Origin of the sequence: Bradyrhizobium sp. SBR1B, assembly GCF_014198205.1 — a bacterium.
GTDB lineage: Bacteria > Pseudomonadota > Alphaproteobacteria > Rhizobiales > Xanthobacteraceae > Bradyrhizobium.
In genome coordinates this window covers 65,456-80,909 of record NZ_JACIHC010000010.1, presented here as the reverse complement: position 1 = coordinate 80,909, position 15,454 = coordinate 65,456, and the positions used below count along the sequence as shown (strand labels likewise).

The 15,454-nt window shown below is 57.1% G+C and carries 12 protein-coding genes; 2 read left to right on the top strand and 10 right to left on the bottom strand.

The window, feature by feature from the left end; translation table 11 throughout:
* Positions 1–38 precede the first annotated feature (38 nt).
* From nifA to GGD61_RS24025, 10 genes are all read right to left on the bottom strand, one after another.
* Positions 39–1,784: a nif-specific transcriptional activator NifA gene (gene nifA / locus GGD61_RS24070; RefSeq protein ID WP_409362470.1), complete on the bottom strand. Its 1,746-nt coding sequence runs from the start codon at positions 1,782–1,784 to the stop codon at positions 39–41.
* Positions 1,785–2,035: 251 nt separating this feature from the next.
* Positions 2,036–2,872, bottom strand: coding sequence for an SDR family NAD(P)-dependent oxidoreductase (locus GGD61_RS24065; RefSeq protein ID WP_183231261.1), 837 nt, complete (start codon positions 2,870–2,872; stop codon positions 2,036–2,038).
* Positions 2,873–3,609: 737 nt separating this feature from the next.
* The gene (locus GGD61_RS24060; protein WP_283814547.1) at positions 3,610–4,701 is read right to left on the bottom strand and encodes a nodulation protein NodZ; all 1,092 of its coding nucleotides are present in this window, start codon (positions 4,699–4,701) and stop codon (positions 3,610–3,612) included.
* Between the two features lie 226 nt (positions 4,702–4,927).
* The gene (locus GGD61_RS24055; RefSeq protein WP_183231259.1) at positions 4,928–5,716 is read right to left on the bottom strand and encodes an ABC transporter permease; all 789 of its coding nucleotides are present in this window, start codon (positions 5,714–5,716) and stop codon (positions 4,928–4,930) included.
* A 3-nt stretch (positions 5,717–5,719) separates the two neighbouring features.
* Positions 5,720–6,640, bottom strand: a complete 921-nt coding sequence (gene nodI, locus GGD61_RS24050; protein ID WP_183231258.1) for a nodulation factor ABC transporter ATP-binding protein NodI — start codon at positions 6,638–6,640, stop codon at positions 5,720–5,722.
* 1 nt (position 6,641) lies between these two features.
* Positions 6,642–8,351: a nodulation protein NodU gene (gene nodU, locus GGD61_RS24045; protein WP_183231257.1), complete on the bottom strand. Its 1,710-nt coding sequence runs from the start codon at positions 8,349–8,351 to the stop codon at positions 6,642–6,644.
* 13 nt (positions 8,352–8,364) lie between these two features.
* Positions 8,365–8,994 (bottom strand): nodulation methyltransferase NodS, encoded by a 630-nt coding sequence (gene nodS / locus GGD61_RS24040; protein WP_183231256.1) that lies wholly within the window; start codon positions 8,992–8,994, stop codon positions 8,365–8,367.
* Positions 8,995–9,005: 11 nt separating this feature from the next.
* Positions 9,006–10,382 (bottom strand): chitooligosaccharide synthase NodC, encoded by a 1,377-nt coding sequence (gene nodC / locus GGD61_RS24035; RefSeq protein ID WP_183231255.1) that lies wholly within the window; start codon positions 10,380–10,382, stop codon positions 9,006–9,008.
* A gap of 14 nt (positions 10,383–10,396) precedes the next feature.
* Positions 10,397–11,056, bottom strand: a complete 660-nt coding sequence (gene nodB / locus GGD61_RS24030) for a chitooligosaccharide deacetylase NodB (protein ID WP_183231254.1) — start codon at positions 11,054–11,056, stop codon at positions 10,397–10,399.
* Complete coding sequence (locus GGD61_RS24025) at positions 11,053–11,685, bottom strand: NodA family N-acyltransferase (protein WP_183231253.1); 633 nt, start codon at positions 11,683–11,685, stop codon at positions 11,053–11,055. The genes nodB and GGD61_RS24025 overlap by 4 nt, the downstream gene beginning before the upstream one ends.
* Before the next feature lie 833 nt (positions 11,686–12,518).
* On the opposite strand from GGD61_RS24025, the gene nodD1 reads away from it, so the two are divergent.
* Positions 12,519–13,463, top strand: coding sequence for a transcriptional regulator NodD1 (gene nodD1 / locus GGD61_RS24020; protein WP_183231252.1), 945 nt, complete (start codon positions 12,519–12,521; stop codon positions 13,461–13,463).
* 628 nt (positions 13,464–14,091) lie between these two features.
* Complete coding sequence (locus GGD61_RS24015; RefSeq protein WP_183231251.1) at positions 14,092–15,018, top strand: LysR family transcriptional regulator; 927 nt, start codon at positions 14,092–14,094, stop codon at positions 15,016–15,018.
* Positions 15,019–15,454 lie beyond the last annotated feature (436 nt).

Here is a 15,454-nt window from a genome sequence, read left to right as displayed (position 1 = left end):
CATGGTCGGTGGCAGTAATCGTAGGTCAATGTGATCGTTCAGAACCGCTTTATCTCGATCCCGTATTTCCGCAGGGCGTAGCCAATTTGGCGCGGGGTTAGTCCGAGTAGCCGCGCTGCCTTGGCCTGAACCCAGCCAGATCTTTCCATCGCCGCAATGACCCGCTCGCGATCGGCCATCCTCGCGCCACCAACGAGAGCTGTGCCGGCCGGAGCTAGCGAGGTCAGCTCACTAACGGATTGCGTCGGAAAGGCCGTTTGGTCCAGCGGAATGACGGACCTTGCAGGCATCGGTTGAATGGATGCCGGTTGGTCTGTCTTGTCATCCGATGTACCTTTCCAGAGTGTCGAGGAAAGACACTCCCCTTGGCGGCATGCAAAGTCACTTGCCACAATCGATGATCCGGCACAGAGTGTGGCGGTTCGCTCGATACAGTTCTCGAGTTCACGGACATTTCCGGGAAAGCCGCAATTCATCAGTACATCAATCGCACTTGCCTCAAGGGAGAGCGTACGGCCGTTCTCGCTGTTGAACTTTCTGAGGAACTCCCTGGCAAGCAGCGGAATATCACTGCGTCTTTCGCGCAGCGGCGGCAACAACAAAGGAACTACGCTGACCCGATAGTAGAGGTCCGCGCGAAACTCGCTCCTTGCCACGGCCTCCTCCAGGTTTTTGTTGGTCGCAGCTATAATCCGAACGTCGACCTTAATCGTATGATTGCTGCCAACGCGCTCGAACTCTTGTTCTTGCAGAACGCGCAGTAGTTTCGCCTGGAAAGGCGCCGAAATCTCGCCGATTTCGTCAAGAAACAGTGTCCCTTTGTCGGCCAGCTCGAAGCGCCCCTTGCGCGAACTGACCGCACCGGTAAACGCACCCTTCTCATGCCCAAACAATTCCGATTCCAGGACCGTCTCAGGAAGCGCCGCGCAATTCAGCTTAACGAATGGTCGCTTAGCGCGGGACGAGGATTCGTGAATGGCCTTGGCGACGAGCTCCTTGCCGGTACCAGATTCGCCGCGCAGCAGAACCGTGCTGTTCGATTTGGCTACGACCTCGATCTTCTCAAGCAGCCCGATCAGGGCAGCACTGTCGCCAATGATACCGTGTGTGTGAGGCTTCTTGCGCTCGCGACTTGGCAGCCCGAAGTTAACCCTCTGATTGTCTCGCAGCTCGTTCTCAGCTAGGGGCGCTTGGCGACCGCGCTCGAACAAGCGATGTGAGTCGACGGCTTGTCCCATCAGGTTGGCGACCATAGCGAGCAGCCGGGCATCGTACTCGAGCCGGACACTTGAGCTATCGTTCTGGGCACGATCTATCGTCAACACGCCAACGACCCTGGGACCAATGTGGATCGGAACTCCGATGAACGATACGTTCATGATATCTGAGACGCCGAGAAGCTCCCGGTCGGCGGCGCTGAAGGCCGGCGCGGCAGCTACGTTCTCAACAATGAGAGGCCTATCTGTCGCTACGATCTGGTCTACTGCATTCCGCGGCAAGCAAGGCCGGTAGCATTCGTCGCCCTCACTCCAACCGGTACCTACCTGAATTTCCGGCCCTTCATGGCCAAACAGCCAGACGATACCGTGCCGCATCTGGATGAACGATTGTAGCGAGTTAACGACGTCGGCAAACGTAACGTCAAGTCTACCAGTACCGTTGAGTATCTTCGATATTTCAAAGAGGCCGGTCAACGCGCCCTCGTGCGGCAGCTCCCCTGAAGCCCTATCCTCTGGCTCTGGTTGCGAGGGGGTTCTTTCGCTTGATGAAGGGATATGCAGCATGAGCCGTTCTCCGTTATCTTGATTATCCTCCATGGAGTCATGTTCGGATTGGCGAGCGAAGTTTTTCATGTCTCTCTCGAGCTAGCGCCAAGTGTCGACGAGATGACATAGAAACGTGACATCTTTTCATGGCACGACGGTAACTTTCCGGTGTGCCTTCGCTTCACTTTTTGCAGATAGGCGGGCGCATCGTCAGCGGAAAACAAAGGTGACGATACAGCCACTTCAGCTACATCGTCAAAGCGTCCGCTTCACAGATGCTGCCCGCCATTGATCGGCACCTCGGCCCCTGTGACATAACTCGCCGCATCCGAGCACAGGAAGAAGACGACCTTTGCAACTTCCTCCGGTGTCCCCACTCTACGCAGCGGGATACTTGGCACGAGATGAGCTTCCGTGTCTGGGGACAGCATGTCGGTCTTGATTTCGCCGGGAGCGATCGCATTCACGCGGATACCAAACGGCGCATAATCATGAGCAAGCTCGCGCGTGAGGCTCGCAAGCGCTGCTTTTGAGGTTGCATAAGCGCTGCCGGCGAAGGGGTGCACACGCGAGCCCGCGATTGACGTCACGTTCACGACTGATCCTGACCCGGCTCTTAGCTCGTCAAATAACCCCCGCGCCAGCAGGATTGGAGCCACCAGATTAAGATGAAACACCCTCATCCAGGTCTCGGTTGACGTGGTCAACGACGACATCCGATCACCACTCGGCGTTTTCGGCGAGACACCGGCATTGTTCACAAGCGCGTGCAGGGGCGCACCGGCCAAGCGTTCCTTGATCTCGGAGATCGCGCGCGGCAGAACTCGATGATCGCTAAGATCGATCTGGAGATGATCCTCGGTTCCCGCTTCCCAGGGGCATCGCTCACCATCAAACGGTTGACGCGCGCAAGAAATGATGCGCCATCCCGCATCCGCGAATAGCTTTGCGGTGGCGTGCCCAATTCCGCGCGACGCCCCGGTGAGCAACATCGTCTTCCGTGCTCTACCATCAGCATGCGTTTGATCGGCCAGAACGCGGCGACCCAAATGTGCTTCGGGCGGCAGGTCTCGGATCAGATTGTCATTTGGCAGATCGAGACCCACAGCCGCCTCCTCTACTGTTCCGTCGGCGAACGCGTAGCAGGATTTACGCCACTGCGGTGCACGTAATTCATCTCAGTTTTGCGTCCTAATGTCGCGCGCGCGGAATACTTGGCGGATTTAGGACAGCGGAGGGTGCGCTTTGTGACAGCAATGGTGCATCCGCCATGTAAGCTCGCGGGCGCACTCGCCTGCTTCATGACAAAGCGGCGAGCCGCATTCACTTTCGTGATCGTGTAATCGAGTTAGGTAGGGGCTCGGCGATCCTCTCGTCGACGTGAGGATCGCGTGTGATAGCGGGCCAGATCAGTTTTTGAAGTTCCTCTAAAGCTGACGTGCCGGCCCCGCACGTTAGATTCATCAGCGATCAATTCCCACTTGTCGCGCCCAGCTCTGAGCCACTGTGAAATCCCGGGCCGCGCTGGTTCCCCCGAACTAGCATACGAATATCTCATCCGCGCACGCGCATAGGATGGATCTATGGCGCGCCGGAAGCGACGAAGCCGCGTTCCATCTGTTTTTGCGCTTCGCAGGGCTTCAGGACAGTTATTGTCGACCTTGCCTCTCAGCGAACGGGGTTTGTCCACCAGTTCGTTCCGTCTTCAGCTGGCCCTCCATGGCAACATCACGTTGGGCAGACGATTGTCGCACGGACAAGAATTGGCAGAACTCCTGGATACAAAGAGTGGCAATCAGGTCAAATAAGCGAGTTACGACCTTCATGACGCCACGAGTTCTTGCTAGTTGCCTTCAATTAGGATCAACTCGCTCGGGTCATTTAAATCGAATTCTATAATGCGCGGAGCAAAAAGACGGGCATAGCGCGTGAAGGCGCTGGTTGGGGGGAACCGGATCACTGTGTCGCAGCGTGCCAAGAGATACATTTCAATCAGGGCAGAAACGCCTCCCTCGGCTCCGAAGGCGCCGTTATGCAATGGGCCAGCCTGGGCCGTCTGGAACTGCTTTGGGATCGCAAAAACATCAGGAATTCTCTTCGAAATCCATTGGAGGACGAGCGCGCTGTCCGTGCACAGAAAGGCCCTCACAGGTTTTTCGTGCCGTAAAGCCTTGGCCCTTTGGATAGCATTACAGACCTGCCGCAAGGCGCGCTCCGTGTCCGCCCAGTAAGGAGCATGCCCCATAATATCCTCGCCGTTGCCGTGACGGACATGAACACCGATGACGCTATAAGGCTCGAACTGCTCGCGGTAGATTGCATCAATCCGAGCCCGAATCTCAGGTCGCGGCTTGATACTCCGAAAGATCTCACGCTCCGCGTCTTGATCGCAACGCCACATCAGACAGGCATCACACACAACCGTGGCAGCGTCACTATCTCTATCGCTCCGGAACAGTTGATCGAGCTCGTCGCGCTCCCGAAAGATCTGCTCGTCCGGGCGATAGACGCAATCGATAGGCGGCTTGTTCCACCATGCCGGAAAGAACGGCCCCGGAAAGGAACGTCGATTGAGGTCGTCGTCGCAAATGACCCGCACGCCGTCAATGTTTTCAACCGGTTCGAAGAATACTGGAAAGGCATTGGTGAATGGTTCATCGAGATAGCAAGAGCCTCGCCAATCGATCGCCAGCGTACGTCCGGTCTGCTTTGCAAATCGCCAGGCTGCTGCCAATGACCATAGACAATCACCGAAGCCAGTACGTCGCCGGGACACTACGAACCGTTCACTCATCGAACCCCTACCCATCCGGATTGCCTCTTCCCGCGCTCCTGGTTGGACAACAGACGTCAAGACAGGCATGTCGACCATCTTCTCACTCGAGGTCAGCATATGTGATCGCAGTACCGGCGAGCTGCGTCGGTAGAACTTCATAGCGGCGCTGTCCCTGATGCCCTACGTTCTCTAAATGACTTGCCTGTCTTCTTTACCCGTCGCGGCGCAAATCCGAGTTCGGTCGAATGCCGGGCTCACGCGTACACTCGACGACTTTGGCCGCTACATTCACGAAAAGGCACGGCCATGCCCACAGCACCTGGATTGTTGCAGAAACTGCTCCGCCAGGCGTCATTGAGTTCGGTTTTTCCCCGCCGTTTCCATATCAACGCAGCAGGCGCCGCCGAAACAATAGTGTTGACACGAAGAAGGGCAATACCGCGTAGCAGCAAAGCGCCGTGACATGCAGCAAAACATCACCGACGCCGTGCTCTAGCATCACTGGGCGGATGAGATCGACCGAATGCGAGAGCGGCAAGATTCCGGCAAAGCTACGAAATGACTCGGGCAGTTGGCTCGTCGGAAAGACCGCGCCACACAGAAACACCATAGGCGTGAGGAGGAGCGAGTGATAAAACACGAAGTAGTCGTAAGTCGGCGCGACAGATATGACGACCATTGCCAGGCTACCGAAGACAAGGCCGGTAAGGGCGATCGTTGGTATTGCGAAAAGAATCGACGCCCAGGATGCATAACCAAGCGTAGCAGCGACAATCCCGATTGCTGTCCCCGCCAGTACGGACTTACTGGCCGCCCACACCAACTCGCCTAGAACGATGTCGCCAATTGTGAGCTGAGTGAACAGGATTGCCTCCCACGTGCGCTTGGCATCCATGCGAGCAAAGGCGGCATAAAGGGTTTCAAAAGTCGCGGCTGTCATCGCGCTGATTGCGACCATACCGGCCGCCAAGAACGCGATGTACGAAGTCCCTTCAACTCGTCCCACGATAAGGCCGAGACCAAAGCCAAGGCCGAACAGATTGGTTATAGGGTCGGCAAGATTGCCGAGAAGCGATGCAAACGCTACTTTCTTCCATGCAAGGAAGTTTCGACGCCATACCGCGATCCAGTTGTGCGCGTTAGCCGGCATTACCGACGCATAAGCACTATCCATCGCCTATTTCTCCATCTCGCGCCCGGTCAATCGCAAAAACACGTCTTCCATGTTCGGAGGGCGCTGCAGAACGCGAAGGTCCGCTCGTCCGCGCAGATGCAGGCGGACTTGTTCAGGATAGCGCGCGTAACAAAATAATGTCTCCCCGCTGACTTCGATGTCCTTCGCATAAGGCCTGATCAGTTCTCGGAGTTGATGTACATCACCGCCATAGATCTCCATCACGTTGCAGCCGATATGCTCGTTGATCAAAGCGTCTGGCTTACCTTCGGCTATTTTGCAACCGCTCTCAAGCACGCACAGCCGGTCGCATAGCCGCTCGGCTTCTTCCATGAAGTGGGTCGTCAGGAGGATCGTCTTTCCGCGCGCGAGCAAGACCCGCAGCCGCTCCCAAATCAGGTGACGTGCATGCGGATCCAGACCAGTCGTCGGCTCGTCCATGACGAGTAGATGCGGATCATTAATCAGGGCACGCGCCAGCGTCAGCCGCCGCTTCATACCGCCAGACAACTCGGAGACGCGCACGTCTGCTTTGGCTTCAAGCCGCGCAAATTCGAGCAGAGAGGGCACAACGGCCGCGATCTTGCGAGCGCTCATGCCAAAATAGCGGCCAAACACCAGCAAATTTTCCCGGACTGTGAATTCAGAGTCTAGGTTGTCGAACTGCGGCACTACGCCGACGCGCATACGCGCCGCGCGAGCGCGAGAAGGCACAGGCTCATCGAGGACTGCGATAGTGCCAGCGTCGGGCGCAATCATGCCGAGCAGCATGCGCACGATCGTACTCTTGCCGGCGCCATTTGGCCCAAGCAGGCCGAAGCACTCTCCGCGCGCAACCGACAACGACAGGTCATTGATGACGCGTTTGTCGCCAAATGACTTATTCACACCGGCCAGATCGATCGCCACAGTGGACATGCTCACCTTAAGCTGACAAAAGTCGTTCCGTGGATGATGGTTTCTTGGTGCCCTTTTTGCGCCAGAGCATGCCCTCGCACCAAACATGCTCGACACGCCCCCATTCGCACGCTGCCGCTGCGTCCGGAAAGAAGCCCCGTCCGTGGAGGTTGGCGCTCGTGTTGCAGAGCAGCGGAATGCCTGTGAGTTGCTCAAATTCCACGAGCAGCGCGGCAATTTTGTGAGGAGAGTTGCGCGATATCGTCTGCAGCCGCGCCGAACCGTCAAGATGGACCACGGCAGGGACTTTGTCGCGCCAATTCGCCCGGGTCTGGTGATCAAACAGCATATAAGGATCTGGCGTACCCGGGCTAAAGATCTCTACCGCGCGATCTTCCAGACAAATCGGGGCTACCGGTCGGAAGTGCTCGCGTCGTTTGATGTCGTTGAAATGATCCTTCATTTCCAGGCAAGTCGGGGCCGCAACAATGCTTCTGCCACCCAGCGCCCGTGGCCCAAGCTCAGCACGCCCGGAAAGAAAGATGACGGGCTTGTTGGCAACAAGAATCGATGCAAGTTCGCGCAGGCTGCAGGGCGCCGCGTCCCAGCCCGGTGGAATCTCGCTCTCCTGCAGAGCCGGGCCACTGTACACCGACCATTCCAACGGCCCGAAGCCATCCTGCGCAGCCATAGCGCCGCACGCAGCGCCGATTGCCGAGCCGCTGTCATTCGGAAATGGCGGCACCCAGACGTCATCGAATAGCCCCGTCGCGCGAAGTGCGCTGTTCCATTTGATATTGAGACCGCACCCCCCGGCGACACACAGATTCCGCGCTCCCGGGAGCGAGGAATATCTCAGCAGAAGCAGCGACATTTCCTTAACAAGAAGGCGCTCCAGGAACACATGAAACGACGCAAGGATATCCTCCGCTCTCTTAGACGTCAGACGCGATGCGCATGCCTCGAAGAACTCGTGCATCACGGCAAGAGACGATTCCGCATTACTGATGTCTTCACGATAGCGGCGAGCCTGCTCCGTGTCCCCGGCCAAGCATGTTTCGTAAAGCTCCTGAAATACGTCGACGATGCTCTCGTCGACGGAGCCAAGTGCAATGTAAGCCATCAGCTTGCCAGCAATGCCCAGGTCCCAATTGGAGCGGTTCGGCTGCCGATATGGCCCGAAGTGAAGGCCCGCGGCGGCATAGGCGTGGCCAATCACCGGAAATAATGCTCCGATGAGCCGAGCCCCGCCTCGTTCCACATAGTAGAGACGCGGAAAGATACAGCCATCCCAAACCAGACATAACGCGGGCTTTCCCGCGACTGCAAAGGGGCTGGTGCTATATGCTGACGCGACATGGCCCGTGACATGCGGGAAGCTCTTATATGGAAACTCCTCGCCAGCGAGCATGAGTTCAAAGCCGTCGACAGAATCAAGGAGCCCCCCAGCGTGGCGCTCGACATATGGCGCCCCTTTCAGCGTGACTGGCGCCACTCCGCTCAGGACCTGGAACTGCGATTCGTTCTCGCCGTCCCAGCCGTCAATGACGAACTGATCAATATCGCGCGGATCCAAGCCGTGCTCGGCCAACGCGACCACGACGGCATCGAGATTATCGACGGACTGATATCGTGGACTGCTGCCCCGCTTTTCTTGCTCCGTGCAAAAAAGAAGCCGACCATCCTCGATGACAGCAATTGCTCCGTCATGTGTCAATTTGATCCCGCAGATGCGCATACGCTCTCCTGACCTACCGACCAACGTCTGCTTGTTTCGACGAACCGTCCAACTTCCGAAACCGCACGATCAAGCAGTCTTCGTTAGCCGACCCGCTGCGGCAGTGCCGACGCTCGCCCTCTGACAGGCTCTCATTGAAGAGAGCAATCACCGTTTCAGCGCCAGCGGCATGCCCCCAGCGTTGACATAATTCATCACGCGCGGATCCAAAAATCAGAGTGCCACCTGGCGCAAGCATTCTCACCATGTTGCGGATCGCGGCCTGCATCTCGAACGCGTCTTTGAGATAGTAAAGTACCTCGGCCACCACGATTAGATCGAACCGCTCAGCGGTCGAGAACCGCTGAACGTCGCAGGTCACCCAAGTAATATGTGACCACTGACCGGTCCGCAGCCGCGCTCGCTCGATTGCCTGCGGCATGACGTCCAACACGGTAAGTCGCTCGCATAGCGGCGCGAGCATCTCCGTGAATGCGCCGGCAGCACATCCTACTTCGAGAGCAGACGACGCACCTCCGTCAAGACGCGCCATCCGGAGCATTTCCGCGTATCGAGCTTGCTCGAACGCGTTACTGTCGAGGCTCCATGGGTCGTCGGCAGCTAACTCTCGCTCTAATAGCTGATGGTTCGCGTTCAGATTCATGAGCTAACCACTTATTTCAAGACCGTCGAATGATCGTGGCCAGGGGCACTCTTCATCGTGACCAGGCTCGATGGACGATGGGCCACTCCGGCCTTTTGAAGGGGAGCACGGCTCACCCTCGCACTGGCCGCACCTCGTCCGGTATTCAGGTGCGAGAGGACACGCTGTGCCTCGTCTGCCTCCGGCACATCGGTCACTTTTCGCGACAGCCAATCGCTATTGCTCAAAGTACAGAGCGCATAGGCCTTCAAGGGCAATAAGAGAAAGATGTTGATCGGTGTGTGGAACGCGAAACCGACAAACCGCAATTCGCGAGCACGCACTGCTGCCACGCTGCACCTGACCATGGTCATTGCGGCAATCGTCAATCCCGTCCACCAAGGTATGGAGCCGCCGATCAGGAGCTGTGCGAGCGCAGCAAGCGACGAGATGGCGAGGAGAATTGGACCGAGATTTTGCCCGATAACGTCCAGCGTCAAATAGCCATCGAGCTCTGGCAGCAGACGCAACGCAAGAAACGTATCCCGAAAGGTACTGCGCGCCCAGCGGAGCTGCTGTCGCAGATAAGGCCGAAGACTGTGCGGCACGACCGTGGCTGCTATCGCGTCCGGGACGTATTCGGTTCGAAACCCAGCCTTCAGCATGAGTATTGTTAGATGCCGGTCCTCGCCGAAGTCGCTCGGCTTCCCACGGAAGAATTGCGCTTCGTACTGATCAAGAAGCAAGTTGAGGGCGGAACGCCTATACATGGCACATGGCCCGCAGCAGCACATGACGGCACCGAAGCGCGCCTGCGCCGCTCGCTCTTCGTTACATGCGAGCCAATATTCCATATCGATTAGCCTGGTCAGCCAGGTCTGGTCGCGATTGCTTGCTATCAGCTGACCCATCGCCGCACCGACGGCCTGGTCATGCATCTTCAATACAAGCTTTGTGACGACGTCAGCGGCAAGTATCGTATCGGAGTCGACATTGAGAACAAGATCACCGGATGAGCTGCGTATTGCCGCAATCTGCGCTTTGCGCTTTCCAACATTTCTTGCGAGCAAGATGATATTGAATCTCGGATCACTAGCAAATAGCTGGTGGACGGGTGCGACAACGTCGCAGTTTGCAGACCCGTCATCGACCACATAAACCTGAAGCTTACCGGCGTAATCCTGCCTTGCAATCGACTCCAGACATTCGACGAGAGTATTTGGATCCTCGTTGAAGCACGGCACGATGACATCGACGGTGGGAAGGAGCATATCGGCTGATCCCCGGATGTCCCGGGGAGCGGGGCTCATCGCCGGCTGAGAATAAAGCGCTTGAAGGCTCTTATAGATAGTCGAGAGTAGCGCATAGGATGAAACGGCGGCAGCACTGATTGTCGCAAAAAGATCCATTGGGTGTCGTTTTTTCAGTGGAGTTGGGGGAGTGGGCGGATTGCAAACCCGCGCCGTTGTAGTGCCGGAATTAGAACCGCCAGTGCCATCGTGGTTTGATCGCGTAGCGTAGTATCCGTGCCCAGACCCTCTTCAGCGGGAGGATATCCGTCATGTAAGAGCACAATTGCGCCTGGGCGCACGCTCGCCAGAACTGAATTTACAATTGTATCGACCCCGGGGCGGGACCAGTCTCTCGGGTCAACCGACCAGTGCAAAGCCGTCAGGCCAGCGCTTGCTGTCGTTGCGAGCACCTCTTGCGTCCATTTTCCATAAGGCGCCCGCATATGCCTGGGCAAGGCCTGCGGGCAGACCAGACGGATTGCCTCGTTCGCGCTCAACACTTCGTCGTTTAGTTCCGCAAGCCCGCATCTGGAGAGGTCAGGATGCGTCATCGTATGGTTCGCAACCTCATGCCCTTCCCCAACCGCTCGTCGGATCAGTTCAGGATGCTCGATCGCATACGTGCCAATGACGAAGAATGTCGCCTGGACCCGATGTTGCGCCAGAACGTCGAGAACTGCAGGCGTACAAATTGGATTTGGCCCGTCGTCAAAGGTCAAATGGACTGCACGACTTCCGCTCACGTCAGCGTAATCGCAGCGCACGACGGACAGGGAGGAACGCTCTGTCACAACTCAGGCCCGTTCCGATCAATGACCGTCCCGGCCGGCCACTCGCCTATCGGGCGTCCAACTGGAAACACCACCACGATCACGTCTTCAATGCGGGTCGGCGACAAATTGGGATAGACGCCCGGCTGTGTGGAACGGACCTGGATGCCATTCATCAGAGTGGCGAGCCCATGCCGTTGGACAAGTCTCGTCATATGTTTCTCAAGTGCCGAGCGGACCGTGCCAAAGCCAAATGGGACGCCCAGCTCGTGCAGTATCGGATACATCACGCGCATTGCGTGGCTTATTCCAAGTCCCTCGAGATCAGGACGAACTGCATACAGTCCCAGTTCGGCCACCAGAAGATCAACCCCACCAACTTTGATGAAGCGCCGCAGCAGGCCGACGTGGGCTGCCAACCCGCGCTCGTCGTAACCAATGACACGAACTTCGGGTCTTGCGCCTGCCCAACTTCGGCTGCCCTGAAAAGGCTCCGCATTGAACGCACCGGTCGGGCCGTAACTCTTGCGAAAGAACTCGGCGAGCTCGGCGTGATCGCTAAGTCCAAGTTCGCTTTCCCAACGACGACGCCAGCGCACCTGAGCGCGCGCAGAAGCACCTTCCACAGTCGGAGACACGGCAATATTCATCGCGAGCTCCCTTACGCCAGTGAAATGGAAAGCGGAGATGGTCGCAGGATCTCGTTACTGGCCGAAGCGCCATAAGTGCTGCAATGCGCCGCTGTGCTCGGTCGCAGTTCAGCGCCGATCGTTGGTAGGCGCACAACCTTTCCTGGTCGGAACGGAGCTGCCCAACGGCCCCTGCTCACGATCCGACCAACGTGCTGTGAGCGCGTTACGCCTTCAGATGCCTTCTCGTCGATTGAACTCAACAGAACTTGTCTGCAACAGCTAGCTCTTGCGGCTCCTATCGTAGCAAATGGATAAGCAGCGCCGGCCCGCTTATGAACGGCTGGAGCCAAACCAGGAAGGCGCGGGGCGGTCCCACCGGTGGCGCAACTGAGCGGCGTCAGATCAAACTGCTTATTAAACATCTGCAAGACGCCCCGAATACGCTGGACAACCAGGCCACATGGATTGGGCCCGACTTTCTTGGCATTCGCACCCTGCGCCTGCCGCTGTTTGGCGACACTAGAATGAAGCTCCGCGCGCTCTCAATTGTACGCGAGTAAACCTTCAATATGGGAACGGATGAGATCCGCATACCAAGGTTTATCGGAAGTTGCTTGGCGGACGAATGAGCTGCTCTAGCGGCGAGGGGAAGTAACAGTGAATACCCATAGGCACACTCAAAACGGATGGAGTGGCCCGCTTTGAGTCTCTCTCTGAGCGCACGTGAACGAGCAATCATCTCTTCGTGCCTAATGATCTTTCCAAACTTCAGTTTGCTATCCAATCTCCCGTAGTTTGGTAAAATCGATTGTTTCGATAGAACGCATCCACAGAATGGATAGACTTACGACATGCGGTTCAAGGGACTTGATCTAAATCTTCTCGTTGCGCTCGACGCACTGATGACAGAGCGCAACCTCACAGCGGCGGCTCGGAACATTAACCTGAGCCAACCCGCTATGAGCGCTGCTATTGCAAGGCTGCGGACCTATTTCCGCGATGACCTATTTACTATGAAGGGTCGAGAACTCGTCCCAACACCTGGGGCGGAAGCGCTTGCAGGCCCGGTTCGCGAGGCCCTGCTGCACATCCAACTCTCGATCATCTCACGAGACGCGTTCGACCCAACTCAGACCACTCGACGCTTCAGGGTCATCCTCTCAGATTTCATGACCATCGTGTTTTTTCGCAGAATCGTCGACCGCATGGCGCAAGAAGCCCCTGCCGTGCGATTCGAACTGTTGCCATTTTCCGATGAACCAGATGAGTTGCTGCGGCGGGGCGAGGTCGACTTTCTCATTCTGCCGGAACTGTTCATGTCGAGCGCGCATCCGAAGGCGACGCTGTTCGACGAGACGCTAGTATGCGTCGGATGTCGCACGAACAAGCAGCTAACCCGGCAGCTTACGTTCGAGAAATACATCTCGATGGGGCACGTTACAGCCAAATTTGGGCGGGCACTGAGACCGAACCTTGAAGAATGGTTTTTGCTCGAGCACGGTCTGAGAAGACGAATTGAGGTTGTTGTGCAGGGCTTTAGTCTCATTCCGCCTATAGTGTTAGACACGCGCCGTATCGGCACAATGCCCTTACGACTGGCCAGACACTTCGAAAAGCGGATGCCACTACGGATCATTGAGCCGCCTCTGCCCCTACCCACATTCACAGAGGCGCTGCAGTGGCCCTCTTTCCATAACACAGATCCCGCAAGCATCTGGATGCGGCGGATATTTCTCGAAGAGGCGTCCAACATGGCATCTGAGGAGCAGAAGCCTCCAATTCGCAGGCATTGCTAGCTTAAGGTCAGCGGCGATCTGAACGACCCAAACACGCCATCGTTCTTTAACGCGCGCTATGCCTTTCTTCGCCTCAAGTTCTTTTATCCGCCGCGGACCCGGCAGTGCGGCGATTGGCCGCGAAGGCGTCCCCAGATGCGCGCGCGGTGAACTCGCAGATGTGGCCTGGATGTGCTTACGCTGCTTTCAGGTTTCTTCCGGCACTATCGCGGCAGACAATGCCTCCAGGACAAATGTTTTTCCCGTTGAATAAAATAGCTTGAATCGCACATGGCGTCAGGTTGTACGCTAATAATCCTGACTAGTGCTGCACGACGCAGTCGTCGACGTGACGTTTGGCGAGCTCACCGCGCTTACAGAGGCCGGGTTGATCTGCAGTCAGTGAACCCAGCTGCGTGGTCCGCCGGAACGGCGAGGCTGGCCAGCTTAGAGGCTCCTGACCATCGCCCCGCCGCTGCTGATCGGCTTACTACTGCTGCTCTCTGTCCTAGCGGTCACTCCGCGAGCCTTCTTTCGCGATGCCAGGATGGACCGACGTTCATTCGGGCGAGCTAAGACGACCACTCCTGACGCAGCTTGCTTGCGCACGTTTTTGCACGGCAAGGACGTTCGTGCCGGATAGGAAGAGATGCGTTTCAAAGGTCTAGATCTAAATCTTCTCGTCGCGCTGGATGCTCTAATAAGCGAGCGCAACCTCACCTCAGCGGCGCGCAAGATTCATCTCAGTCAACCAGCCATGAGCGCAGCCGTTGCGCGGCTGCGCTCGTATTTTGGTGATGACCTGTTTGGAATGAGGGGGCGCGAGCTTGTCTTGACCTCCCGTACGGAAGCGCTTGCGGTTCCTGTGCGTGAGGCCCTGATGCACATTGAACTTTCAATTCTGGCCCGAGACGCGTTCGATCCAGCTCGACTGAACCGCCGGTTTAGGATCGTGCTTTCCGATTTTATGACAATTGTATTCTTCCGGAGTATCGTTAAGCGCATCACGCGAGAAGCCCCCCTGGTCAACTTCGAACTGTTGGCGCCGACGAATCAGCACGAGGGGCTCCTGCGCCGCGGCGAAGTCGATTTTGCCATTCTGCCAGAATTCTTCATGTCCCACGCGCACCCCAGAGTGGCCCTATTCGAAGAGAGGCTCGTCTGCGTCGGCTGCGGCACGAATAAGGGCTTACAAAGCCGGCTTACATCCGATCAATACATGTCGATGGGCCACGTCGCAGTTAGGCAGGAAGGACTGGCCCAGACGTCAATTGAGCAATCACTCTCAATCGAGCTTGGCCGCTTTCGGCGCATCGACATACTCGTGCAGAGCTTCAGCATGATGCCGCCCCTCCTGCTTGGGACTAACCGCATAGGCACGATGCCACTAGGGCTGGCTAGGCATTTCCAAAAGACGATGCCCCTTCAGATCGTCGAGCTTCCGCATCGATTCCCTACCTTCACTGAGGCGGTGCAATGGCCCTCCCTTCACAACAGCGCGCCGGAAAGCGTCTGGATGAGGGAAATCTTCTTGCAGGAAGCCTCCCACATGGCAAACGCACAAGCCCCCCAATGATTAGCTCGTGGCGAGCTGCGGATGCGGCGGGATGATCGTGCGGTCAATCTCGCTGTCGTTGGAAGGACGTTACGTGTCCGTGAAGCTTCCATTCCGATTCATGTCCTAACACAAACGCCCCGCATGGTTGCCCCCACTGCCACAAATTGAGATGCAAGCGGGTCACAGCCCTTATGACGTTCTTTAGCCATCCCCACGCTGGGTTGGGCTCTCCGAACGGCACAGTGTTCAAAGACGGCGGCGGAGCTACGCATTTACGCTAAGGCGCTACGTTACACATCCGACCGCGCGAGGCACCTACCTCAAGAAGTAGGGCATGAACGGAGCTCACCTCGTCAACTCTAAGGTTAGCAGTTGATCCTCTTGAACGTACCCGATCCGCTTCCTCGGAGTCCCACCAACTTCCAATTCGGGTCTGGTGGCCCTCGCGTACGCG